The organism is Rathayibacter sp. AY1E8 (genome assembly GCF_002931415.1).
GTDB lineage: Bacteria > Actinomycetota > Actinomycetes > Actinomycetales > Microbacteriaceae > Rathayibacter.
On sequence record NZ_PSVI01000052.1, the window covers coordinates 1 to 23,173 of the forward strand.

Genomic DNA, 23,173 nt, shown 5'->3' on the forward strand with positions numbered 1-23,173 from the left:
ACCCAGCCGCGTCCCCTCCGCCGAACGCGCGCGGAGACGAACCGACCCTCTCGATCCGACGCGCCCCGGCGCGGGAGCCCGGTCGCTGCGGCGCTCCTGTTCCACGCGTCCGGCGGACGCTGGTTCATCGTGCAGACGCCCTCCATGGGCACGGCCGCCCCGGTCGGCACCCTCGTCCTCACCGAGCCGACGGCCCTCGAGGACGTCCGGGTCGGCGACGCGGTCAGCTTCCACCCCACCACCACGCCCGACGAGACCTACACCCACCGAGTCGTCGAGATCGCGGACGACGGCACGCTCCGCACCCAGGGCGACATCAACGGCGCCGTCGATCCGTGGGCCACCGGCCAGGACCAGCTCATCGGAGTCGTCACCACGGCGCTGCCGGTGCTCGGCTGGCTCGTGCGCGGCCTGCCGCTGCTGATCATCGGCGCCGTCCTCGTGCAGCTGCTCACCCGCTTCATCGCCTCGCCCACCCAGCGGGCGTCGATGCGGATCCTCGGCCTCTCGCTCGTCGCGTCCGTCACCGTCTTCGTGCTCCGCCCGCTCGTCGGCATCGTCGTCCTCGAGGCCACGGTCGACAGCGGCACGACGAACGCCACGCTCGTCTCGACGGGCGTCCTCCCCATCCGCGTGAGCGCCGAGGGCGCCGACCCCGTGGACCTGGTCTCCGGACAGGTCGGCCGCCTGCAGATCCCGGCGCACGACGGAGACGCCTACGCCCTCTCCTCCGCTCTGCACCTGCCGTTCTGGGGCTGGGTCCTCTTCGTCCTGCTCTGCGCGATCCCGGTGCTCTACACGGTCTTCGTCGGCCTCCCCGGGGAGCCGGAGCGGACCGCCGAGCGCGGCCGCCGCGCCGCCCGCGAGGAGGAGACGGCATGAGCCGGCACCGCCTCTCCGCCGCCTCACCGGCCGCGCGGCTGCGCACCCTCCTCGCCCGCCCGAGGTCTGTCGTCGCCGCCCTCGCCGCCGCCGCCCTGGCCGCCGTGCTGCTCACCGCCCCGGCCACCTCCGGCGCGTACACCGCCTCGATCCTGAACTCGACCAACACGGTCGGCAGCGCCGCCGCGTTCTTCACCTGCGACGGCGCCCTCGCCGCCGACCGCGGGGCCGCGCTCTTCTCCTACACGCTCGCGCAGCCGAGCGGATCGACGACCGCGCCCGACACGGACTCCGGCCAGTACCCGGGCACCTACCGCTCCACCAGCCTCTTCCCGACCGCGATGGCCAGCTCCGCCGCGACGCCCAAGGCCTGCCCGCGCGACGCGGGCGGCTCCTGGACGCCGAACGGCACCAACCAGTACCTGAGCACGCCGCTGGAGATCAGGAACCCCGGCACCTTCAGCACCGAGATCTGGTTCAAGACCACGAACGCCGGCGGCAAGCTCTTCAGCTTCAGCGCGGGAGCCACCGCTCCCGGCGGCCAGTACGACCGCCACACCTACATCGGTGCCGACGGCAAGCTCGTCTTCGGCGTCTACAACGGCGCCGCGCAGACCATCACGAGCACCCGAGCCGTCAACGACGGGCTCTGGCACCACGTCGTCTCCACGCTCTCGCCGACGGCGGGCATCGCGCTCTGGGTCGACGGCGTGAAGGTCGCCTCCAACAGCACCTACCGGACGGCCGAGAACACGACGGGCACCTGGAAGATCGGGTACGACAGCCTCGGCGGCCAGTGGCCGAACGTCGGCTCCTCGTACTTCGGCGGCAGCCTGCGCTACGCCGCGGTGTACTCGACGGTCCTCACGCCGGAGCAGATCCAGACGCACTACGCGGCAGGACGCTGAGCGATCGGCCCGGTCGGCGGCGCCTCCGCAGCCCTAGGGTGAGCGGATGACCGCCCCCGCCCTCTCGCGCCGCGCCCGCTTCCACCAGCGGTTCCTCGTCGAGGAGCGCGTGATGGCCCCGGAGGCGCGCCGCGGCCTCGACCGGGCCGGCTTCGGCCTCATCGGCGTCGGCGTCGTCCTCTTCGCGGCCTTCACCGCGCAGGTCGCGAGCGGCACCGGCCTCACCGTCCTCGATCCGGTCGTCGCCGAGTGGTTCCGCGAGAAGCGCTCCGCCGAGGGCACGGTCGTGATGGACGCGCTCGCCACCGTCTTCGGGCCGGTCTACCTGCCGGTCATCATCCTGGCGGTGCTCGTGCTCTGGTTCGTCCTCGCGCGGCACCTCTGGCGGCCGATCCTCCTGGCCGGCGGCATGCTCGTCGGGATGCTCAGCGTGCAGCTGGCCGCGCACCTCGTGATGCGGATGCGCCCGCCGGTCGAGTACATGCTGCTCGGGCCCGACGGGACCTTCTCGTTCCCCTCCGGCCACGTCACCGGCGTGAGCGACTTCTTCCTGATCACCACGTTCCTCCTCGCCTCCCGCCGCTCCTCCCGGAGCTGGATGATCGGGGGCTTCGCGCTCTCGCTCGGGATGATCGCCGGCCAGATCGTCGCCCGGCTCTACCTCGGCTACCACTGGCTGACCGACACGCTCGCCTCGGTGTCGCTCGCCCTGATCGTGCTCGGCTCGGTGATCGTGATCGACACCCGCCGGACCGCGGTCGTGCGGGGCCACGCGGACTGACCGGCGCGGCGCCTCCCTCTGCGGCGAGGAGCCGACCGCGGGAGCAGGCCCTGTCGTCAGCCCCGGTCGGCCGGATCCTCCTCGGTGACGATCGGCACCGGCTCCGTCACGCCGATCGTGCTGACGATCGGGACGATCCCGGTGCGGGTGAACGGCTCCTCGGCGGCCGGCGCCGGCTCATCGGGCAGCGGCGCGGGGTCGACCGTGGCCGGCGCCGACGGGTCGGACGCCGTGAGGGATCCGCTGCTCGGCGCCGTGACGACCTGCGCGGTGTCCGCCTGCCCGGCCTCGGCGCCGTCGGGATAGAGGACGTCGGCGGCGAGGGCCTGCTCGATCCCGCGGTCCCGGCGGGTCCGGGCGCGGACCGGCGCCACCGCGCGCACGATCGGGGTGCGCAGGCGGCGGTAGGCGATCCGGCCGAGCGTGACTCCGCCGGCGAGGCCCAGCGCGATCATGCCCGCCTGGAGCAGGAGCTCGATCCCGGCGCTCGGGCCGGCGTTCGAGGTGAGGCCGAGGACGCCGCGGTAGAGGGTGAGGCCGGGCAGGAGGGGGACGATCGCGCACGCGGTCGTCACCACGGCGGGCACCCGCATCCGCTCGGCCAGCATCTCGCCGAGCAGGCCGATCGCCAGCGCCGGGAGGGCGTTGGCCATGAGCGGCGCGAAGCCCGAGGTGGTCAGCGAGTCGGAGACGAGGAACGCACCGGCGCCGGTGAGGGCGGCGATGAGCGCGGGCCGCGGCGGGGTGTGCGACGAGAGCGCCCAGGCGCCCGCCGCGACCCCGGCGCCGAGCACCTGCACGGCCGCCGGCCAGGGGCGGGCGTAGGAGTCGACCAGCACCAGCTCGACCCCGAGCGAGCGCGCGCCGTCGAGCACCACGGCGATGCCGACGACGATGCCCAGCGTCAGCAGCCCGACCTCGAGCAGTCGGCCGCCCGCGGTGATCGGGAACCCGTTGATCGCGTCGTCCGCCGCTCCCACGAACGAGAGCCCGGCGAGGAGCACGACCACCCCCGACGCGACGACGAGCGCGGGCGGCAGAACCGCCAGCTCCACGGGCAGCCGCGGCACGACCGCGAGCAGCACCACCGCCACTCCGGTCGCCAGCGCGGCGCCCGCGATCTGCTGGAAGAAGGCGGGCAGGCCCCAGCGGGCGAGCAGCTGGTTGACCAGGTCGATCGCGGCGGCCGTCGCGGCGGCGAGGAGCACGACGAGCGGGCCGCCCCCGAGCAGGAGCGCGACGCCCGCGGCCATCAGCGCGAGCGTGAGGGTGACGACTCCGCGGCGGTAGCGGTGAGGCTGGACGAGGATCGCGTCGAGCCGGTCGTGCGCGGCCTCGAACTGGTGGCGGGCCTCCTCGCGGACCTCGGCGGAGTCGACGGCGTCGGCGACGCGCACCTCCGGCGAGCCCTCGGTGATGGCGGTGACGAGCGCCGTCACGCGGGCGAGCCGCTCGTAGTCGGCGCTGCGGGAGGGGACGACGCGCAGCACGCTCACGCTGGGGGAGTCGTCGCCTCCGTCGTGCACGACCAGGATCGACGTGAAGGTGAGGTCGACCTGGCACTCGATGCCGTACGCGCGGCACACCCGCTGGATCGTCTCGGTCACCTCGGCGGCCGCGGACCCCAGCGAGAGCAGCGTCTCGCCCAGCCGCACGGCCAGCTCGAGCACCCCGCGGACCGTCTGCTCGGCGAGGAGCGCCCGCTGCGCTCGACGGCTCACCGGGGCCGCGGGCCGCTGCCCGCCGAGCTTGCCGACGACCTGCTGCAGAAGACGAGGAGAGCGCACCGTCCAGGGTAGGCACGCGGGGGCCGGTCCGGGGACGGGTTGCGCCGGCTTTCCCGCGGATGTCCGAGCAGCAGTCCTCAGAAGCAGGCGAGCACCCGGGTCGTCAGCCAGAGGGCGGCCTCGAGCTCGGTGTGCAGCTCCCGGCCGAGGGCGAGCCAGCGCTCCTCCGACTCGGCGCTCCTCCAGCCCTCGAACACGTCGCATCCGGACGCCCAGAGCTCCTGCCAGCGGAGCAGCGGTCCGTGCAGGGCCTCCGGGACGCCGATCGCGCCCGGGTCGTCGACCGGGCCGTCGAGCGCCCAGAGAGGATACTCCGCGCCGTGGTCCGGGTACAGGCGGAGGTCGGCGAGCCGCCCCTCCCGATCGGCCCGCGCGCGGGCGAGGGTGTCCTCCTCCGTCGCGAACGGCGGGACGATCCACTCGATCTGCGTGACGGGATCGACGACTCGGTGTTCCACGGCTCCTCCTCCGCTCCTCGATGCGCGCACGACGGTAGCAGGGCCGTTCCGCGCAGCATCGGAGGGGGCCTGCCTACACTGGCGAGCGACTGCGTCCGCGAACGGGCGGGCGGGGCGAGGGGTGGGAGCGCATGAGGGTTCACGAGCGCGCGGTGCGGCACGGGCGGCTCCGGCGGCGGTCCGGGGTGCGGACAGTGGTGGTCGGGATCGCGGCGGTGGTCGGCGTCCTCGCTGTCAGCGCCACCTCGCTCGTGGCGATCGCGACGGTGAGCATCAGCCGGAACGTCGCCGACAACGCGGTCGACCTGGGCGTCGCTCCTCCCACCGCTGGGAACGTGCAGATGGGCGCGGTCGAGGGCGGCTTCGACGTCCTGGTGGTCGGCACCGACAACGACGCCACGCAGGGCGACTCCTTCGGCGTCCGCGACGACACGCTCAACGACGTCAACATCCTGCTCCACGTCTCGGCCGACCACCGCAGCGCGACGGTGATCAGCTTCCCGCGCGACCTGATCCTGGACCGTCCCGCGTGCACCGACCCCGAGACGGGCGTCGTCACCGAGGCGGCCGCCGGCGTCCCGCTCAACGCCGCGTTCCAGTACGGCGGGCTCGCCTGCGTCAACGACACCCTGCAGCAGTTCACCGGCCTGACGGTGCCCTACGCCGGCTGGGTGTCCTTCAACGGCGTCATCGAGATGAGCAACGCCGTCGGCGGCGTCCCGATCTGCCTCACCGGTCCGATCCTCGACACCGACTCGGGCCTGGACCTGCCCGCCGGCACCTCCACCGTCTCCGGGTCGATGGCCCTCTCGTTCCTCCGCAGCCGCCACGGCGTCGGCGACCAGAGCGACCTCAGCCGCATCTCGTCGCAGCAGCAGTACCTGGCCTCCCTGATGCGCACCGTCCGCTCGGCCGACACCCTCTCGAACATCCCCGCCCTCTACGGCCTCGCGCAGGCGACCTCGTCGAACGTGCACCTGTCGACGTCGCTCACGAGCCCGGCGACGATGATCTCGCTCGCCCTCGCGCTGAAGGACGTCGACCTCTCGAAGATGGTGTTCGTGCAGTACCCGGCGCTCGACGACCCGGACTACCCGGGCAAGGTCGTGCCGAACGCCGAGGTCGGGGCCGAGCTGATGAACCGCGTCCTGAACGACCAGCCGGTGACCCTCGCCTCTGACGCTCCGGCGGAGGAGGCGCCCGCGGCGGAGGCGCCCGCGGAGGGCGGCGCGGCTCCGACGGATCCCGCTCCCGTCGCCGTCGACGCTCCGGGCCAGACCGCGGCGGAGGAGACCTGCGCGGTGCCGTCCGACTGACCCGACAGGTCTCGCGACGACGAAGGCGCCCGGGCGGTGTGCCCGGGCGCCTTCGTCGTGCGCGGTGCGCGGCCGTCTACGCGCGGCGGCGGCGGAGCACCGTCAGGGCGAGACCGCCGAGGACGCCGAAGGCGGCCAGGGCGAGCGGCGCGGTCGTCGAGACGCCGGTCGAGGCGAGGACGGGGCGGTGGCCGCCCGTCTGCGCCGCGGGTCCGGAGCCGGCCGGGTGCACTGCGGGCCCGGCGCCGGCAGGGTGCGCCGTGACGGCGGCGACCGCGGCGGAGCAGTCGGCCTCTCCGGCGATCGGGTCCTCCTCCGTCAGGGTGTAGTCGTAGGAGGTGCTCGCCACGAGACCGCTCGACGTGCCGCGGGCGATGACGCAGTAGATCTCGCTCGCCGGGTCCTGCAGCGGGTACTGGCCGAGGGAGATCAGGCTCCAGCCCAGCGCGTCGACGCCGACCTCGAGGCTCGAGCCGCCGCCCGTGAGCGTCTGGCGCGCACCCGAGGTCGAGAAGACGCCGATCGAGACGGTCTCGTCCGCGCCGAAGCCGAGGAGAGCGCCACCGCTGGTGGGCTGTCCGTCCGCCGGGGCGGGCTCCGGCGGAGCCCCCTGGGGCCAGATCCGGATCGCGGTGCGCGAGGGGACCTGCTCGAGCGACGACGTCACGGAGCGTCCGCTGGTCTCTCCCGTGGCGGTGACGGAGAAGGTGCCCAGCTGGTCCGCCATGGTGTCGGCGTCGAGCAGGACGAAGGCCTCGCCCGAGAGCGGGGTCGGCGTGGGGGGCACGAGGGCGGAGGTGCTGCCGTCGGGCGCGGTGAGCGTGACGGACACGTCCTCGCCGCGGTCGAATCCGCGGAACGAGGCGACGACGCCGTAGATCCGGAACTCTCCGACCTGGATGTCCGCACCGGCCGGGAGCACCCCGCCGTCCTCCCGGTTCTGGAAGACGACGCTCGTGTCGGGCTGCGTCACGGTCAGCTCGACGGCATCGGAGGCGACACGGGCGCCCGAGGCGTCGAGTCCCTCCGCGATGACGGAGATCGTCTCGCCGGGGAGCGGGAGATGGGGGTCCACCGCGACGCCGTCCGCGTCGGTGGGGAGCCAGTCCCGGAGGCGGAGCTCGCCGGAGGCGGTGATCACGCTGGTGGTGACGGCCTCCTCCGAGTCGCCGTCGCGGAGCACGACGACGGCGACGGTGCCGGGCTGGAAACCGGTCCCGGACACGTCCAGGCCGCCGGCCCAGCCCTCCGCCGACGGGATCGCGGAGAACGCCGAGCCCGCTTCGTAGGTGGTGCGGTCGAGGGCGATCGCCAGGGGCGACTGCGCGCTCTCGACGGGCGCGATGGTCGCAGCCGGAGTGGGCGCCGGAATCGAGGCCGGCTGCGGCGTCGCCGTGGGCTCCGGAGTCGCGGTCGGCTCCGCGGTGGGAGCCGGCTCGGCCGGTGCAGGACTCGAGGCGGCGTCCGGGACGACCTCGGTGGCCAGAGCGACGGACGGGAACGCGAGCGCCCCCAGCAGTGCCGCAGTGGTGATGACGGTGACGCCGTGGCGTCGTCGCGCAGAGCGCACGATTCCTGCTTCCTCCGAGCCGCTGATCGCGGTCGGCTTCCCCATGAGCGGGGGACGCTCGCCCCCTGTCGCTGAGTGTGTCCTATGCGGAACCTCAGCCGGTGCCGGATCCTGTAACGATCCGATCACGCCGCTCGGCGCGAAGTGACGGTCCGGTCACGGGCGCGCGCGGCGACCCGGACAGACTGGTGGGCGACGCTCCCCGGGGTCCTCAGACCGGCGGCACGACCAGCAGCACCACGCCGATCGCGGCGCTCACCGCGGCGACCACGCACCAGCGCTCCGCTCGGGTCCCCGCGGGTCCGCGCGTCCGCGCCACGGCGCCGAGACCGATCGCGAGCACGGCGATGCCGACCTGCAGCGCCACGGTGGTGCGGATCAGCGTCCAGGCCTCGAAGGCGCTCGCTCCGGTCGCTCCGGTGGCGAGCAGCGGCACTCCGCCGACGCCCGTCGGCACCAGCAGCAGGCCGGATCCGATCGCGAGCGCCGCGACGAGGTGGGCGAGCACGTCGTCCAGCGCGGTCCGTGGGGGCGCGCCGACCGGCGCGAGGGCGGCGGTGCCGGGCCTGATCGCGACCGTGCGGAGGTGCATGGGGCGAGCGTAGGTCCGGACCGCACCCGAGCGGACCCCCTGCGGAGGCCCCTGTCCGGTGGGCATTCCGGAGGAGGATCGGCGCGTTCTCGAAAGGTGGTGCGAGGCCGGCGATGAGTCCTCGCACGTCGACTGGAATGCATGCTCGTGCAGTTCGATCGAGCGACGCGGGACGAGCGCGATCGCCTCGAGCGGGAGGAATGTCTCCAAGGAGCAGAACTACTCAGGAGGAAAGACGCCGAGGCGGCCTGCGAGAAGCGCAGACCGCCTCGGCGGGAAGTACTCAGCCCTTGTCCGCCTGATCGGCTCAGAGAGCGATGTAGTTCCCGTTGTCGTGCAGAAGGAAGCTCTGAGCGCTCTCGGGAACGACGTAAGCGGTGTATCCGGTGAAGCTCGTGCCCGGGTACAGGGTCGGCCCGTCCGACATCGACGGCATCGAGTCGCCGAGGATCACGTACTCGTTGTCGTAGCGATTGCCCTCGGGCGTCGCCAGCGAGAGATCGAAGCTGGCGAGAGAGGGCTCGACGCCGTCGGGGTCGATGCCCGTCATCGTCAGCTCGACGACGACGTACTTGAACCCTGCGGGCGCCTCGTCATTGAACATGTTGCCCTCCGTCACGAGAGCGCCGGCGTTCGCGTCCACCACCTTCGCGGTGAGGCTGTACTTGTCTCCTCCGAACAGTCCCTCGGCGACGTAGGGCTGGGGGAGCGGCTGCTGCGCGGAACCGTCCGCGGTCGGCGCGGCCGCCTCGGTCTGCTCCGGTGCCGGCTCCGGCTCCACAGCGTCCTCGGCGGGCGCTTCGGCCTGCTCGGCAGGCGCTTCCGCGGCCTCCGATTCAGGCGCGGCTGCGGCCGGAGCGGGGTCGGCCGGCTCGACCGCCGCCGTCTCCGACGACCGCGTGTCGGAGGGGACGAGCGAGAGAGTGGTGGCGAAGATGCCGCTGATCAGGGCGACGGCTCCCAGTGCGAGTCCGGTGACAGCCAGGCCCTTCGGCTGCTTCCTCAGCAGAGCGAGAACGGCGAGAGCGACCGCTGCGATGGCGAGGACGAGACCGAGGCCGGGGACCAGACCCGTCAGGAAAGCGAGGATCCCGAGGACCAGCGCGAGGATGGCGAAAGCTGCGGGGCCCTTCGGCTTCGGGGCAGCGGAGGCACCCCAGGAAGCGGCGGTCGGCTGGGTCTGCTGGAAGGAGCCGTAGCCGCCGGGCTGTGCGGGAGGCGGCGGCGGCGCGTCGTCGTGCCAGCGCTGACCGTCCCAGTAACGCTGCTCATTGTTCGCGTGGGGAGCGGGATACCAGCCGGCGGGCGTCTCGTGGGGCATTCTCGTGTTCTTCCGGATTCTCGATGAGTGATGGCGCAGTGAAAGCACTCGCGCCGAGCGCGTCTTGTGGGGAGTGCTCAGGAGTATGTCAGAAGCGCGTCGAGCGGCCGACAGTCGATCCACGACACTTCTCGTGGAGCATCCGGCGAGAACCGACGGGAATGGATCCTCGAATTCCGCCGCGCCGATATCACCCGCCGGTGCAGAGATCGGATTCAAGGCTCTTCGTGCGCTCTCCGGTCGCGATACGGCATCGGAGTGATGATCGGACGAAGATCGGTCGGCCTCATGGGTGCATCCACCCGGCACCTCGGCCTCGGGCACTGTCTCGGGCAGGATCAGGGGATGCTCCTGCAGACGATCACCACCGGGTCCGGATCGCGACACGTCGGGCTGGTGCACGGGCTCGGTGCGTCGGCGGCGACCTGGGGGCCGTTCGTCGAGCGGCTCGTCGCGACCGGCCGCTACACGGTCACGGCCGTCGATCTGCGCGGACACGGCGCGAGCGCCCGGGCGGAGTCCTACCGGATCGACGACATGGCCGCCGATCTGGTCGAGTCGCTGCCGGCGGGACTCGACAGCGTGGTCGGCCACTCGCTCGGCGGCGCGGTGCTGCAGCGTGCCGTCGCCGGACTCGCGCCCGGCCGGGCCGTCTACCTCGATCCCGGGTTCGCCCTGTCGCTCCCCACGAGCGGCCTGCGCGGACGGCTGTTCTGGGCGGCACCGCTGCTGTCGCTCGGCGTCGCCCAGCTCGGGCAGGCGCGGGCGAGCGCCGCGGTCCGCGCCGCCTACAGCCCGGAGATCCGCGCGCTGCTCGATGACGCGAAGAAGAGGTTCGACGCGCGGATGGCCGTCGGCGTGTTCCGGGACGTCGCCTTCCACCCGGTCCCGGTCGAGGCGCCGGCGGTCCCGTCGACGATCGTGCTCTCCGACCAGTCGCCGGCGGTGCTGCCGGACGCCCTGGCCGCGCGGCTCGAGCAGCGGGGCTGGCAGGTGCGCCGGCTCTCGGGCGTGCACCACGACATGCAGCTCGAGGACCCGGACCGGACGTTCGCCGCGATCGCGGACGTGCTCTAGCCGCGCGCCCCTCCGCGGGTCGGGCGCCGATCAACGGGGATTCCGGGTGCATCCGTACCTCGCGGATCGAGACGGCGGGCGATCCCGGAGGCCCGCCCGCCGTCCTCCTGCGCCCGCCGTCAGCGGACGGTCGTCGCGGCGGTGTCGGTGTTGCTGCGGATCGACGGGTCCGGCGTCCTGACCGAGAACGCGGCGGCGAAGGCGGTCGCGGTGCCGGTGCCGGTGGCCGTGACGGTGATCCTCTCGGTGACGGTCCGCCCGTTCGCGAGACTCGAGCGCGGGAAGATCACGATGCTCCCGATGCGGCTGTACGAGCCCGTGGCGGAGACGAACTGCACGGTCGGGGGGAGGACCACCTTCGAGAAGACGGACGCCGACGTGGAGGGTCCGGCGTTCTTCGTGATGAGCGTGTACGTGAACGTCCTCCCCTTCACCGCGGTGGTCGGAGCGGAGACGTCGACGCGCAGGTCGGCCCTCGTGGTCGCCTTCTGCGGAGAGACGGTCAGCGTGCTCGCCGCCTCGACGGTGCCCGCCGGGTTCACCGCGCGGAGGGTGAAGCCGTACGTCCCCGCGGTGGTCGGGGTGCCGGTGAGGCGGCCTGAGCCGTCGAGGGCGAGCCCGGGAGGCAGAGTGCCCGACGCGACGGTGACGACCGGCGCCGGGGATCCGGTCGCCGTGTACGTGAAGTCGTAGGCGGAGCCGACCACGCCGGCCGCGGCCGTCCCCGAGAGGGTCGGAGCGGTCGCCGCCGGTCCGACGGTGAGGGTGTGGGGCGCGCCGGTGGTGGTGCCGAAGGTGGTGCGGGCGGACACACTGAAGGAGGACGCTCCCTCGACGGTCGGGGTGCCGGAGAGGACGCCCGCGGAGGTGAGGGTCAGGCCGGCCGGGAGGGACCCGGAGGCGAGCTCGATCGTCGACGCGCCGCCGGTGGCGAAGGTGTAGGAGAAGGGCGTTCCGAGAGGCGCCGTCGCCGGAGGGGCGTCGGCCGTGAAGACGGGCCGAGCGCCGAGGGCGAGGCTGTGGAAGCTGCCGCCGGACACGGCGGTGGCGCCGGTGAGTCCCGCCGGCACGGAAGCCTCGCCGAAGCCGTCGTAGCCCCAGGCGGTGACGGTGCCGTCGCGGCGCACAGCGAGGCTGTGGTACCCGCCGGCGGCGACGGCGGTGACGTCCGCGAGGCCGTCGGGGACGTCGGACTGGCCGTCGCTGTCGCTGCCCCAGGCGACGACGGTCCCGTCCGAGCGCAGCGCGAGGCTGTGGGAGGCTCCGGCGGCGACGGCGGTGACGCCGGTGAGCCCCGCGGGCACGTCGGTCTGCCCGAAGGCGTCGTATCCCCATGCGGTGACGGTGCCGTCGCGGTGCAGCGCGAGGTCGTGGAATCGGCCGGCGGCGATGGCGACGACTCCGCTGAGCCCGTCCGGCACGGTCGCCTGGCCGTAGAAGTCGTATCCCCAGGCGGTGACGGTCCCGTCGCCGTGCAGGGCGAGGTTGTGGTAGCCGCCGGCGGCGATGGCGGTGACGCCGGCGAGCCCGTCCGGCACCGTGGCCTGCCCGTCGCCGTCGTCGCCCCAGGCGGTGACGGTCCCGTCCCTCCGCAGGGCGAGGCTGTGGTTCACGCCGGCGTCGACGGCGACGACGTCGTCCAGACCGGTCGGCACGGTGGCCTGCCCGCTGCTGTCCTCGCCCCAGGCGGCGACGGTGCCGTCGCTGCGCAGGGCGAGGCTGTGGGAGCCGCCCGCGGCGATCGCCGTCGCGTCGGTGAGCCCAGCCGGCGCAGTGACCTGCCCGCTGGAGTCGTCACCCCAGCCGACGACACCGGTCGCAGCGGGAGCCGCGGCGACCGCGGACAGGGGAGCCGTGGTCCCGAGGAGGAGCGCGACGGTCGCCGTCAGCGCGAGCAGGCCGAGCGCCGGCCGAGGCCTCGTCCTCCGCTCAGGGGTCGAGCGGGCCGTGCCGGCGTCCGGGTCGGTCGGGCGGGAGGCGGAGGGAGAGCGCATGCTGGAGCCTTCGATCGGGTCGACCGTGGGCGGCCGTCTCCGAACAGTGGCACCCGGTCCCACCGCCGACAACAGCCTCTAGCGGACATGTCCGCAACAGGGCAGGGGCCGGTGCGCGGAGGACGCGGTGGCCTCGTCTCGTCCCCCGCGGAGCATCCCCCACCGGTGCCGGGGCCGGTCCCGACGGATCGCGCGCAGGCGTCTCGCGCGGACCGATCGCGGCGAGACGTTCTCCTCCCGGCCACCCGTGCCGGACGCCCCGGCCCCTACCGTGGCCGCATGACAGCAGCGGAGTCAGGACGTCCCGGAGCCCGAGAGCGCAGCTCGAGCCGGATCCTCGCGGCCGGCGCTCTGATGCTCGCCTCGGCCGGGCTGCAGCAGCTCGCAGCCGTCCAGCGCTGGGCCGTCGCCGGGCCGATCCTGGGCGAGCAGGCGATCGAGGACCACCGGTACGACTACTCGTGGCCCGCCGATCCGTGGGAGAACGTCGGATCGGCAGCGCAGCTGCTCGGGATCGGGCACCTCCTCGTCGCTCTCGCCGTCCTCGCCGCGGTCGGTCCGGGACGTCCGCGCCCGGTCGCGGTGATGCGGATCGTGGTCGCCGCGTCGTTCGGCTGCCTCGGCCTGCACGCGGTCCTGTCCGGGATCCTCGGAGCACCGACGATCCTGCAGGCGATGCTCCCGGCGGTCCTGCTGGGTCTGGCCGCACCCGCCGGCCTGCTCGTCCTCGCGGTCCTCGTGGCGAGGACGTCGCCCCTCCGCGCCGCGTCCTTCGTCCTCCTGATCGGATCGACGCTGCCCGGCTACCTCGTCGCGACGTTCGCGATCGCTCCCGCGCTCGTCGACTACCAGTCGTACGACACCACGCCCTGGACGGAGTCGGTGGTCGCCGCCTCGGTGGCCCTCGCCGGGGCGGCGCTCCTGCTCGAGGCGCTGATCCGCTCGATCGTGCATCGCGCGGGGGCCGTGCCGCGTCGCGAGTCGCCGGGAGCCGACGCGTCCTGATCGAACGGCGGGCTCACCCGGCCCGCTCGGTCGTGCCGATCCCCCCGGACGCGAGGAAGGGCCGCCCCGAGGGACGGCCCTTCCTGCGACTCCGCCGGCCCGCGCTCCTCCAGAGGAGCCGGGCCGACGAGTGCTCAGTGCTGGCGGATCCTGTCGATCAGCTTCCCGCCGATGTCCTTGACCTTGTCGGTGATGGGGGTGCTCGACTTCGGGCGCTCGGTGACGGTGAACGGCAGGGTGATCGCCTTGCCGGTCTGGTCGCCGGTCACCGTGACGCTGTAGTCGCCGGGCGTGGTGGGCGCCTTCGCCGTGACGGTGAGGCCGCCACCGGCGAGGTCGCGGGTCGCGGTGCGGTCCGTGAACAGGGGCGCGGAGCCGATCAGCTGCGTGTCCCCGTTGAAGCCCTTCGCGGTGAGGGTGACGTCGGCTCCGGGGGCGAACGACGAGCCGGAGAGCTCGGCGGTGGCTCCGAAGCTCATCGAGCGGATGTCGCGGTCCACTCCGAGCGCGTTCGTGATGGTGAAGAACGTGTCGGTCTGGTCGGTGAGCCCGGCGACGTTCGCCGCGCCCGGCCCGTAGGCGGCGATGCGCAGCTGCGTTCCGGTGTGCTGCTGCGATCCGCCCTCGGCGGCCGTGCCGTACGACACCTTCATGGTGCTGCCGTCGGCGGTCTTCAGCGCGGTGCTGAGCGAGGTCGGCGGGGTGGAGTCGACGATCTGGCTGGAGTGGGCGTGGTCGGCGGTGACGATGACGAGGGTGTTCCCGTCCGCCTCGGCGAACGCGAGCGCGGCCTGGACGGCCTCGTCGAGGTCGACGGTCTCGCCGATCTGGCCGCACGCGTTCGCGGCGTGGTCCTGCTTGTCGATGCTCGCGCCCTCGACCTGGAGGAAGAAGCCCTTGTCGCCCGTGTCGAGGAGGTCGATCGCCTTCTCGGTCATGGAGCGGAGCGTCGGCTGCTCGGCCGGACGGTCGGGGTTCGCGACGCAGGTCTGCGGGGCGGCGTCCGCTCCGCCGACCGTCGCCGGGGTGGGCGCGTAGCGGACGGGCAGGTTGCCGGAGTTGAACAGTCCGAGCACGGGCGCGTCCTGGTCGGCGACGGTCAGCGCATCGAGCTGCGCGGCGGTGGCGGGAGTCGTGGCGTCCCCGAGCACCTGGAAGCCGCGCTCCGCGGCCTGCTGGAACAGCGGCTCGCCGCTCCAGTCGCCGGCGCGGGCGACCTGCGCGAAGCTGGCCGACCCTCCGCCGAGGGTCAGGTCGGCGCGGGTGTCGAGGATCTGCTCGCTGATCGAGCCGAGTCCGCCGTTCTCCAGCGCGTCGTCGCCGCAGCTCGCGCTGTCGGGTCCGTAGCAGCTGCGGGCGTCGACGTGGGCGGCCTGCACGGCCGGGGTGGCGTCCTGGATCTCGGCGGTGGTGACGTTGCCGGTCTTCAGGCCGTTCGCCTTCGCGATCTCGAGGAGGGTGTCCTTGCGCTGCTGGTCGATGTCGACCGAGATGGCGTTGTCGTAGGTCTTGGTGCCGGTGGCCCAGGCGCTGCCGGTGGCGGCGGAGTCGGGCACGTAGTCCGGGGCGCCCTTGACGGCGCCCGTCGCCGGGTCGTCCGCGCGGTAGAGCGAGTAGGTCGTGTACTGGCCGGTGATCGGCAGGGCGTCGATCCCGGGGAAGCGGCCGGCCGCTCCGTACTGGTAGTTGCGGGCGACGGTGATCTCCGAATCGCCCATGCCGTCCCCGATGAGGAGGATGACGTTCTTCGCGTCCTGCTCCTTCACCGCTGCGCGCAGCGAGTCGGAGAGGTCGGCGTCGACCGGGGAGATGCGGGCGGCTCCGCCGGTGGCGGAGAGGTCGGCGGCACCGACAGCAGTGGCGGCGCCGGGTGCGGCCAGTGCGGCGGCGCAGACCAGAGCAGCGGCCGAGAGGGCCAGAGCGGAGCGTCCGCGGTTCGCGGAGCGGAACAGTCGTGTCACGTCGTGGACTCCTTGAGAGGTGAGACCCCGGAAAGGGGCACGCTCATCTCACTCCGGATCGCCCCGTCGGTGGGTGAACGGTGATGCATAGCTGAGTGAACTTTCCGACGAGGGCTCTCGGCCCTGGCGGCCCGCCGGAGCGTCCTGCCGACCGGCGTCCTGCCGACCGGCGCTCACCGGGAGCGTCGGTCGGCAGGGGCGCGGTCGCCGGGAGCCTTTCGGGTCAGCGCTGGACGAGCGGGACGGCGATGTCCGTGACGTTCGCGCCGATGGCGCCGAGCGGAGTCGCCGTGCCGTTCAGCAGTCCGATCTCGTAGAGCGACCCGTTGACGGCGGCGAGGCCGACCGAGCCGATGGAGCTGCCGTTGCGGAGGACGGAGTAGATGTCGAAGCCGGTCGCACCCGCTGCGTCGAGGCCGAGCTTCCCGGTCGGCGCCAGGGTGCCGGCGTTGGCCGGGGACTGGATGGCGATCTGGTCGAGGGCCGTGTCGAGGACGAACAGGGTGGTCGCGCTGTTCGCGTCGAGGTCGTTGTTCGTGTACGCGGCCCCGGCGACACCGGTGGCCACGGCGGGCGCGGCGTAGCTGAGCGTGCCGTCGGCGACCGTCGCGGCGCCCGCGGTGGCGAACGGCTGACGGAGGTTCTGGCCCGTGTCGCTGACCACGCGCAGCGCGTTGGCGGCGGGGTTGAAGTCGACGCCGAAGGAGGTGCCGCTCAGCGCCACGGTGAGACGGGTCACCTGAGTGGCCACGCCGGTGGACGGGTTGATGGAGTAGACGCCGGCGCTCGCCGCGTTGTCGCCGACGCCGTAGAGGGCGCCGTCCTGGACCCGGTAGTCGATGCCGACGAGCGCGGTGTCGCCGCCGGTGAGGCCGGTGACGGCGACGCGGTTCGTGACCTTGCCGGGCTTCGTCGGGTTGAACTGCACGAGCTTCGTGCCGCCGTCGGAGAGTCCGACGACCCGCAGCTTCGCCGCCACGGAGCGGACCGCGTTGATCAGGTTCCTGTCCGACGCGCTGCTGGAGTCGCTGGTCGCCGCGGCGGGAGCGACGCTGCTCGCACCGGCGAGCACGGGTGCCACCGCCATCACGCCCGCGACGGCGACAGCTGCGATACCGACTCTGATGTTCCTGGTCATCGTGCACTCCTCGAGACTTGCGGTCGCCGGAGATCGGCGGCTCGGAAGGGGATACCGTCCGGAGCGCGCGAGCGTTCATCCGATCCGGAGATCCGTGCCCCGTCACTCCCGAGAGCCGTCGGCGAACCGGCGGAGCGCGGCCGCGTAGCGGTCCGGGTCCCGGTGGTCGCTGTCGGTCAGGAGCAGCACCGAGCCGGAGACGGCGCGCGTGTACTCGCCGCGGCAGGGGAGGGTGACCACCGTCCTCAGTCCGGCCTTCCAGGCGGGGACGAGGGAGCCGAGGCAGCGCCGCTCGGGGGCGGCGTCCAGCGGGACGTCCCGCGCGTCCATCCGGGTGGACCGCAGCTCGTCGTGCCAGGCGCGGAAAGGCGCTCCGAGGGAGTCGTCGCCGAAGCGCTCCCGCCAGCCGGGGCCGCGCGCGAGGTCGAGGAGGCGTGCGCGCTCGGGCGATCCGTCGGCGGTGCTGGAGAGCCGTCGGAGGAGCGGGCCGGTCTCGACCGCCAGATGCTCGACGCAGTCCTGCCACAGCTGAGGCCAGGCGCGCTGCTCGTCGGCGCCGGGCTCCGCCGACCCGACCCGTTCCGGGGACCGCTCGAGCGGCGGCGGCCCGTCGCCCGCCGGAGTGAAGCCCCACGCTTCGCGGATCCAGAGGAGCTCGAGCAGCGCCGCGGGGTTGTCCTCGACCGTGATGACCATCTCCGACGGCCAGGGGTCGCCGGGAAGAGGACGGGATGCGCGCATGAGAGGAGCTCCTTCCGAGGGGATGAGGTCGGATCGTGCCGGAGAAGGCTCCAGGGAGGCTGGACTCGCGTCGGCCGACGCGCCACTCCTCCGTGCTCCCAGCGGCGTCGCCGGTGATCCTCCGCGCCGGCGGTCCAGGACGGCGCCGAGCGCCTCCCGAATGTCGGTGCCCCCGACCTACACTCGGACGCGTTCGAACACACGTTCGATGAGACGAGGAGGGGGCCGACCATGGGCGTGACCGTCGTGGAGCGCATCGCGACCCCGGCCTCGGACGCCGTCGCCGTCATGTTCCTCGTCACCAGCGAGGCGGTGGCGGCCGGATTCCCGTCGCCGGCGCAGGACTACTTCGACGGGTCCCTCGACCTCAACGACCACCTGATCCGCGACAGGACGTCGACGTTCATCGTCCGCGTCTCGGGCGAGAGCATGGTCGGCGCGGGCATCAGCGACGGCGACGAACTCGTGGTCGACCGGTCGATCACGCCGACGCACGGGAGCGTGGTCATCGCGATCCTCGACGGCGAGCTGACCGTCAAGCGCCTCGAGCTGCACCCCGGGGGAGTGGTGCTGCGGGCCGAGAACCCGGAGTACCCGCCGATCCACGTCGCCGAGCTGAGCGACCTCCAGGTGTGGGGCGTCGTCACCGTCTGCCTCCACCGGCTGCACCGTGCGCTCTGAGCGGCGCATCGCCCTGGTCGACGTGAACTCGTTCTACGTCTCCTGCGAGCGGCTGTTCGACCCCAAGCTCGCCGGCCGGCCCGTCGTCGTCCTCTCGAACAACGACGGCTGCGTGGTCGCGCGCTCCGACGAGGTGAAGCAGCTCGGGATCGAGAACGGCACGCCCTGGTTCCAGATCGAGCCGCTCATCCGCTCCGGTCGCCTCCCGGAGGTGATCGCCCGATCGAGCAACTACGAGCTGTACGGCGAGCTGTCCGCGCGCGTGATGGAGCTGCTGGGCCGCTACTCCGCCTGGCAGGAGGTGTACTCGATCGACGAGTCCTTCCTCGGCGTCGACGGCGACGTGGCGGAGCGGGCGAAGATCGGCCGGGCGATGCGGGCGGCCGTCGCGAAGAACGTCGGCCTGCCCGTCTGCGTCGGATTCGGGCCGAGCAAGACTCTCGCGAAGTTCGTCAACAAGGGCGGAGCGAAGAAGCACCCGCGCCTGGGGGGCGTCTGCGACACCGACTGGTACACGCCCGAGCAGCTCGACGCGCTCATGGCCTCGCAGCACGTCACCGAGCTGTGGGGAGTCGCCGGCCGCACAGGGAAGCGCCTCGCGGAGCTGTCCATCCACACCGTCCGCGACCTCCGCGACGCGGACCCCGCGCTGATCCGCAAGAAGTTCTCGGTCGTCCTGCAGCGCTCCGTCTACGAGCTGCGCGGCGTCGACTGCATCCCCCTCGAGGCCGCCCGCACCGTCCGCGACCAGCTGATCTTCTCCCGGTCGTTCGCCACTCCCGTGACGACGATCAGCGACATGGAGCAGGTGCTCTCCGTCTACGCGCAGCGCGCCGCCCACCGCCTCCGCGCGCAGGAGTCGGTCACCAGGACGATGAGCGTGTTCGCGTCGACATCGCCGTTCGCGGACGCGCCGTACGAGTCCGCCGGCGGCCTGGCCGGCTTCCCCGTTCCCACGGACGACCCGGTGGCGATGGTGAGGGCCGCGATCGGCACCCTGCGCCCGCGGCTGCGGGAGGGCGCGCGCTACGTGCGGGCCGGCGTCATCCTCACGAACCTGTCGCCGCGGAACTCCCACGCGCTGCTCGAGATCTTCGACACCGCCTTCGACACGAAGGGCCTCGGCGCCACCATCGACGCCGTGACGAAGCGCCACGGGCGGTCCGCGGTCGGCCTCGGGCTGGCAGGCATCCGCACGGGGCCGGTGTGGACGATGAAGCGCGACGCCCTCTCGCTCCGGGCGACGACGCACTGGGGCGAGCTGGCGACGGCGCACGCGCGGTGAGCCCGCCGCCGGGGAGATCGGGTCATCCGACGCGTAGGCGCCCGGGGCTCTCTCGGGCAGGCTCGTCGCCATCGACGAGTGTCGGTGCGGGGACGGCGGGAGGACCCATGGCCGAGAGCTGGCAGGACGCGTCGGTGCGGGGCGTCGCGATGATCGAGAACGAGCTGGTCGTGCGCGACTTCCTCGAGGTGTGGAGCGCTCGCGACAGCCGCCAGCTCGTCCCGTTCCTGCATCCGGAGGTCGTCTACAGCGCGTCGAGTTCGCAGGAGATCGCGGGGCGGGCGCGGGTCCTCGAGATGTGCGACGAGGTCCATCGGGCGTTCACCGAGATCCGGATCGCCCTCGTCACGATCGCCGTGGCAGGAAGCGTCGTCCTCACCGAGCACGCCCTGCACCTCCGCTCGGACACGGGGGAGGGCCACTGGCTCCGCTGCTTCGGGAGCTACGAGCTCCGCGGAGAGCAGATCGTCACCTGGCGGCAGCTCCATGGCTGAGGGCCTCGCGTGACGGCGGTGACCGGGCCCGCGCGCCTCAGGCTCGCCCTGGTGCTGCTGGCGATCGCCTCGGGCGCGACCGACGCGTTCGCGTTCCTCCTGCTCGGCGGTATCTTCACCGCGAACATGACGGGCAACCTGGTGCTGCTGGGGCTGTACCCCCGCTCCGCCTGGCTGACGACCGCGGCCGGAGCGGTCACGGCAATCGTCTTCTTCGCCGGAGCGGTCTACGCCGGGTTCCGCACGACCCGGGCGCGCACGCCGTCGACCGGCGACGGGAGACGTCCGCTCCGCTCGATCGCGCTCGTGGGGGTCGTCCTGCAGCTCGCCGTCGCGGTCGCCTGGCCGACGGTGCAGGGCGGCACACCGCTGCTCGTGGACTGCGCGTTCATCGCGACCAGCGCGGCGGCGCTGGGGCTGCAGACCGTGCTCGCGAAGCGGGTCTCCGGCGCCGCCGGCCTGACGACCACGTTCGTCACGGGCACGCTCACGAGCCTGATGCAGGAGCTCGCCGAGCGCTCGTCCGGGTCGAGGACCCTCCAGGCGCTCATCGTCGCGAGCCTCGCGGGCGGGGCCGTCGTCGGAGCGGCGACCGTGACGCGCGCTCCGGCCTGGGCCCCGACGCCGGCCCTGGTGCTCTCGGCGGTCGCCGTCGTGCTTCTCTTCGCGCACCGCGCGCGAGCCGTGCCCGCGGGAGCGGAGCCCGGGGCCCCGCGTCCCGCGTGACCGGGATCAGGCGTCGAGCGCCCACTTCGGCCGGATCCAGTGGCAGGTGTAGCCGCCGGGGTGCTTGCGCAGGTAGTCCTGGTGCTCCTCCTCGGCGTCCCAGAACTCTCCCGCGGGCTCGACCTCGGTGACGACCGGTCCGGGCCAGCGGCCCGACGCGTCGATCTCGGTGATCGTCTGACGCGCGACCCTCTCCTGCTCGGGCGACAGGAAGAGGATCACGGAGCGGTAGGCCGTGCCGATGTCGTTGCCCTGACGGTTCTTCGTCGTCGGGTCGTGCACCTGGAAGAAGAACTCGAGCAGGTCGCGGTAGGAGAGCTGCTCGGGATCGAACTCGATCTCGACCGCCTCCGCGTGGTCGCCGTGGTGGCGGTAGGTCGCGTTCGGCGTGCTGCCGCCCGCGTACCCGGCGCGGGTGCTGAAGACGCCCGGCATGTCGCGGATGAGCTCCTGGAGCCCCCAGAAGCATCCGCCCGCGAGGATCGCGCGCTCCTCGGCCATCAGACGCCTGCCTTCGTGTCGTGCGCGGACTCGCGCGGAGAGATCATCATGCGGGCAAGTCCATCACGACCGGGGACGTCGCGGCGAGCGTCGGACGACTCTCGGAGCAGACCGTCGGCGGGGGAGCCGAGCGTGTCCCGGCCGAGCGCTCCGTCACTGCGATCGGTACGCCGCCGGAGATGCACCGGTGGGAACGAGTCATCTGACCGGGTCGCTCCGGGTGCCCCCGTTCCTACGCTCGTCGGTACAACCGAGGAGAGAGCGGAGCGGACCATGGAGCAGCCGAACGTCGAGACGCGCAGTGCACGGCGGGTGATCGAGACCCTGACCGCCAACGGCGTGAAGTACGTCTTCGGGATCCCGGGAGCGAAGATCGATGCGGTCTTCGACGTCCTCGCCGACGAGGGGCCGGAGCTGATCGTCTGCCGGCACGAGCAGAACGCCGCCTTCATGGCCGCCGCGGTGGGACGGCTGACGGGCAGCCCGGGGGTCGTCCTCGTGACCTCCGGCCCCGGCACGACCAACCTCGCCACCGGCCTGCTCACGGCCAACACGGAGCAGGACCCGGTCGTCGCGCTCGCCGGGGCCGTGCAGCTCTCCGACCGTCTCAAGCGCACGCACCAGTCGATGGACGCGGCCGCCTTCCTCACCACCGTGACGAAGTACACGGTCGAGTCGACGGATCCGGACGACGTCTCGGAGGCGGTCAGCAACGCCTTCCGCGCCGCCGTCACCGAGCCCCGAGGCGCCGCGGCGGTCGTCCTGTCGGCCAGCGTGATGGCCGCGCCGACCTCGCAGGTCATCACCCGGGCGGCCACGGGGCCGACGAGCGGTCCGGCGCGCGCCGAGGACCTCACCCACGCCGCCGACCTGATCAACACCGCGGAGCGGCCCGTCCTCCTCGTGGGACTCCGCGCGTCGGAGCCGGCGACCGTGGCGGCACTGCGGGTCCTGATCAGCGAGACGGAGCTGCCGGTGATCGAGACGTTCCAGGCGGCCGGCCTCGTCTCCCGCGAGCTCGAGGACCACTACCTCGGCCGCGTCGGCCTGTTCAAGAACCAGCCCGCCGACCTCGCCCTCGCCGAGTCCGATCTCGTCGTCGCGATCGGCTACGACGCCGTCGAGTACGACCCGGTGATCTGGAACAGCGACGTCGACCGCCGGATCGTCCACATTGACTCCGTCGACGCCCCGCTGGACAACCACTACCTGCCGGCGCTGGAGCTGAAGGGCGATCTCGCGCAGACGGTCGCGGCACTCACGCCCCTCGTCTCCGGCCTGCAGCTCGACGAGGACGCGGCCGACCGGGTCGCCCGGCACCGGAGCGAGCTGGAGCGGATCGACGACGCGGCGCGGACGGCCGAGGCGGCTCACGGGACCGTCGATCCCGCCCGCCTCGTGCTCCTGATGCGCGACCTGCTCTCGGACGACGCCACCGTGGCCTGCGACATCGGCTCGAACTACATCTTCATGGCCCGGCACTTCCGCGTGTACGAGCCCAAGCACCTGCTCTTCTCGAACGGGCAGCAGACCCTCGGCGTCTCCTTCCCGTGGGGCATGGCGGCGAGCCTCCTGCGCCCCGGGACCCCGGTGGTCTCCGTCTCGGGCGACGGAGGTTTCCTGTTCTCCGCGACGGAGATCGAGACGGCGACGCGGCTCGGCCAGGGACGCCCGGAACGCCTCCTCGAACTCGGCGAGGCCGCTCACCCGCCTGCCCGTGGCGCCGAACGCCGCGGCGAACTTCTCGATGTCGTAGTCGCCGAGCTGGACCCCGGACTTGCGGCCGTACTTCAGCAGCTGCTGGAAGCCGACCATGTCGTAGGTGTCGTCCCGCATGATCACGTGCGTGAACGAGAGGCCGAGCCGCGTCGCCGTCTCGATCTCCGTCGCGGAGAACAGGAAACCTCCGTCGCCCGAGACGGAGACCACCGGGGTCCCGGGGCGCAGGAGGCTCG

20 protein-coding genes and 2 pseudogenes are annotated in these 23,173 nt (G+C 72.9%); 11 read left to right on the plus strand and 11 right to left on the minus strand.

Annotated features, from left to right (window positions below):
* Nucleotides 1-129 precede the first annotated feature (129 nt).
* From C5C74_RS13665 to C5C74_RS13675, 3 genes are read left to right on the plus strand one after another with little or no spacing between them, the layout of a single operon-like run.
* Nucleotides 130-882, plus strand: coding sequence for a S26 family signal peptidase (locus tag C5C74_RS13665; protein ID WP_146083081.1), 753 nt, complete (start codon nucleotides 130-132; stop codon nucleotides 880-882).
* Nucleotides 879-1,790, plus strand: a complete 912-nt coding sequence (locus tag C5C74_RS13670) for a LamG domain-containing protein (RefSeq protein WP_104351722.1) — start codon at nucleotides 879-881, stop codon at nucleotides 1,788-1,790. Before C5C74_RS13665 ends, C5C74_RS13670 begins: the two co-directional genes overlap by 4 nt.
* A 46-nt stretch (nucleotides 1,791-1,836) precedes the next feature.
* On the plus strand, nucleotides 1,837-2,571 hold the full coding sequence (locus C5C74_RS13675) for a phosphatase PAP2 family protein (protein ID WP_104234004.1): 735 nt from the start codon (nucleotides 1,837-1,839) through the stop codon (nucleotides 2,569-2,571).
* 56 nt (nucleotides 2,572-2,627) lie between these two features.
* Here C5C74_RS13675 and C5C74_RS13680 read toward each other — a convergent pair whose 3' ends face one another.
* Together C5C74_RS13680 and C5C74_RS17530 are read right to left on the minus strand one after the other, a co-directional pair.
* Entirely contained in the window at nucleotides 2,628-4,358 is a 1,731-nt protein-coding gene (locus tag C5C74_RS13680; protein WP_181134710.1) for a threonine/serine exporter ThrE family protein, read from the minus strand.
* A gap of 77 nt (nucleotides 4,359-4,435) precedes the next feature.
* Nucleotides 4,436-4,816 (minus strand): hypothetical protein, encoded by a 381-nt coding sequence (locus C5C74_RS17530; protein ID WP_181134711.1) that lies wholly within the window; start codon nucleotides 4,814-4,816, stop codon nucleotides 4,436-4,438.
* Between the two features lie 131 nt (nucleotides 4,817-4,947).
* Here C5C74_RS17530 and C5C74_RS13685 point away from each other — a divergent pair, with 131 nt between their 5' ends.
* Complete coding sequence (locus tag C5C74_RS13685) at nucleotides 4,948-6,132, plus strand: LCP family protein (RefSeq protein WP_146083082.1); 1,185 nt, start codon at nucleotides 4,948-4,950, stop codon at nucleotides 6,130-6,132.
* Nucleotides 6,133-6,208: 76 nt separating this feature from the next.
* Here C5C74_RS13685 and C5C74_RS13690 read toward each other — a convergent pair whose 3' ends face one another.
* The 3 genes from C5C74_RS13690 to C5C74_RS13700 all read right to left on the minus strand — a co-directional run bounded on the left by C5C74_RS13690 (nucleotide 6,209) and on the right by C5C74_RS13700 (nucleotide 9,615).
* Nucleotides 6,209-7,702, minus strand: a complete 1,494-nt coding sequence (locus C5C74_RS13690; RefSeq protein WP_146083083.1) for a hypothetical protein — start codon at nucleotides 7,700-7,702, stop codon at nucleotides 6,209-6,211.
* A 211-nt stretch (nucleotides 7,703-7,913) separates the two neighbouring features.
* Nucleotides 7,914-8,294, minus strand: coding sequence for a hypothetical protein (locus C5C74_RS13695; RefSeq protein WP_104351726.1), 381 nt, complete (start codon nucleotides 8,292-8,294; stop codon nucleotides 7,914-7,916).
* Nucleotides 8,295-8,601: 307 nt separating this feature from the next.
* Nucleotides 8,602-9,615, minus strand: a complete 1,014-nt coding sequence (locus tag C5C74_RS13700; RefSeq protein WP_104295704.1) for a DUF2510 domain-containing protein — start codon at nucleotides 9,613-9,615, stop codon at nucleotides 8,602-8,604.
* A gap of 345 nt (nucleotides 9,616-9,960) precedes the next feature.
* On the opposite strand from C5C74_RS13700, the gene C5C74_RS13705 reads away from it, so the two are divergent.
* On the plus strand, nucleotides 9,961-10,692 hold the full coding sequence (locus C5C74_RS13705; RefSeq protein WP_104351727.1) for an alpha/beta fold hydrolase: 732 nt from the start codon (nucleotides 9,961-9,963) through the stop codon (nucleotides 10,690-10,692).
* 119 nt (nucleotides 10,693-10,811) lie between these two features.
* On the opposite strand, the gene C5C74_RS13710 is transcribed toward C5C74_RS13705, so the two are convergent.
* Nucleotides 10,812-12,686, minus strand: a complete 1,875-nt coding sequence (locus tag C5C74_RS13710) for a DUF11 domain-containing protein (protein ID WP_104351728.1) — start codon at nucleotides 12,684-12,686, stop codon at nucleotides 10,812-10,814.
* A 279-nt stretch (nucleotides 12,687-12,965) separates the two neighbouring features.
* On the opposite strand from C5C74_RS13710, the gene C5C74_RS13715 reads away from it, so the two are divergent.
* Nucleotides 12,966-13,691: a hypothetical protein gene (locus C5C74_RS13715; RefSeq protein ID WP_146083084.1), complete on the plus strand. Its 726-nt coding sequence runs from the start codon at nucleotides 12,966-12,968 to the stop codon at nucleotides 13,689-13,691.
* A 134-nt stretch (nucleotides 13,692-13,825) separates the two neighbouring features.
* On the opposite strand, the gene phoA is transcribed toward C5C74_RS13715, so the two are convergent.
* The 3 genes from phoA to C5C74_RS13730 form a co-directional block, all read right to left on the minus strand.
* Entirely contained in the window at nucleotides 13,826-15,652 is a 1,827-nt protein-coding gene (phoA, locus tag C5C74_RS13720) for an alkaline phosphatase (protein ID WP_258064178.1), read from the minus strand.
* A 223-nt stretch (nucleotides 15,653-15,875) separates the two neighbouring features.
* Nucleotides 15,876-16,790: a DUF4394 domain-containing protein gene (locus C5C74_RS13725; protein ID WP_219812287.1), complete on the minus strand. Its 915-nt coding sequence runs from the start codon at nucleotides 16,788-16,790 to the stop codon at nucleotides 15,876-15,878.
* A gap of 102 nt (nucleotides 16,791-16,892) precedes the next feature.
* Entirely contained in the window at nucleotides 16,893-17,531 is a 639-nt protein-coding gene (locus tag C5C74_RS13730; protein WP_104309630.1) for a hypothetical protein, read from the minus strand.
* Between the two features lie 288 nt (nucleotides 17,532-17,819).
* Between C5C74_RS13730 and C5C74_RS13735 the strand changes: the two genes are divergently transcribed.
* The 4 genes from C5C74_RS13735 (at nucleotide 17,820) to C5C74_RS13750 (ending at nucleotide 20,717) form a co-directional block, all read left to right on the plus strand.
* Nucleotides 17,820-18,212 (plus strand): LexA family transcriptional regulator, encoded by a 393-nt coding sequence (locus tag C5C74_RS13735; RefSeq protein ID WP_244230689.1) that lies wholly within the window; start codon nucleotides 17,820-17,822, stop codon nucleotides 18,210-18,212.
* Nucleotides 18,202-19,497, plus strand: coding sequence for a Y-family DNA polymerase (locus tag C5C74_RS13740; RefSeq protein WP_104351730.1), 1,296 nt, complete (start codon nucleotides 18,202-18,204; stop codon nucleotides 19,495-19,497). The genes C5C74_RS13735 and C5C74_RS13740 overlap by 11 nt, the downstream gene beginning before the upstream one ends.
* A gap of 107 nt (nucleotides 19,498-19,604) precedes the next feature.
* On the plus strand, nucleotides 19,605-19,991 hold the full coding sequence (locus C5C74_RS13745; protein ID WP_104262240.1) for a nuclear transport factor 2 family protein: 387 nt from the start codon (nucleotides 19,605-19,607) through the stop codon (nucleotides 19,989-19,991).
* Nucleotides 19,992-20,009: 18 nt separating this feature from the next.
* Complete coding sequence (locus C5C74_RS13750) at nucleotides 20,010-20,717, plus strand: YoaK family protein (RefSeq protein WP_181134712.1); 708 nt, start codon at nucleotides 20,010-20,012, stop codon at nucleotides 20,715-20,717.
* Between the two features lie 6 nt (nucleotides 20,718-20,723).
* On the opposite strand, the gene msrA is transcribed toward C5C74_RS13750, so the two are convergent.
* Nucleotides 20,724-21,218: a peptide-methionine (S)-S-oxide reductase MsrA gene (gene msrA / locus C5C74_RS13755; RefSeq protein WP_104351732.1), complete on the minus strand. Its 495-nt coding sequence runs from the start codon at nucleotides 21,216-21,218 to the stop codon at nucleotides 20,724-20,726.
* Between the two features lie 273 nt (nucleotides 21,219-21,491).
* On the opposite strand from msrA, the pseudogene alsS reads away from it, so the two are divergent.
* A pseudogene (alsS, locus tag C5C74_RS13760) lies at nucleotides 21,492-22,820 on the plus strand (acetolactate synthase AlsS); the annotation flags it as partial.
* Between the two features lie 114 nt (nucleotides 22,821-22,934).
* Here the strand turns inward: alsS and C5C74_RS17895 are convergent.
* A pseudogene (locus C5C74_RS17895) lies at nucleotides 22,935-23,147 on the minus strand (thiamine pyrophosphate-dependent enzyme); the annotation flags it as partial.
* Nucleotides 23,148-23,173: the final 26 nt, after the last annotated feature.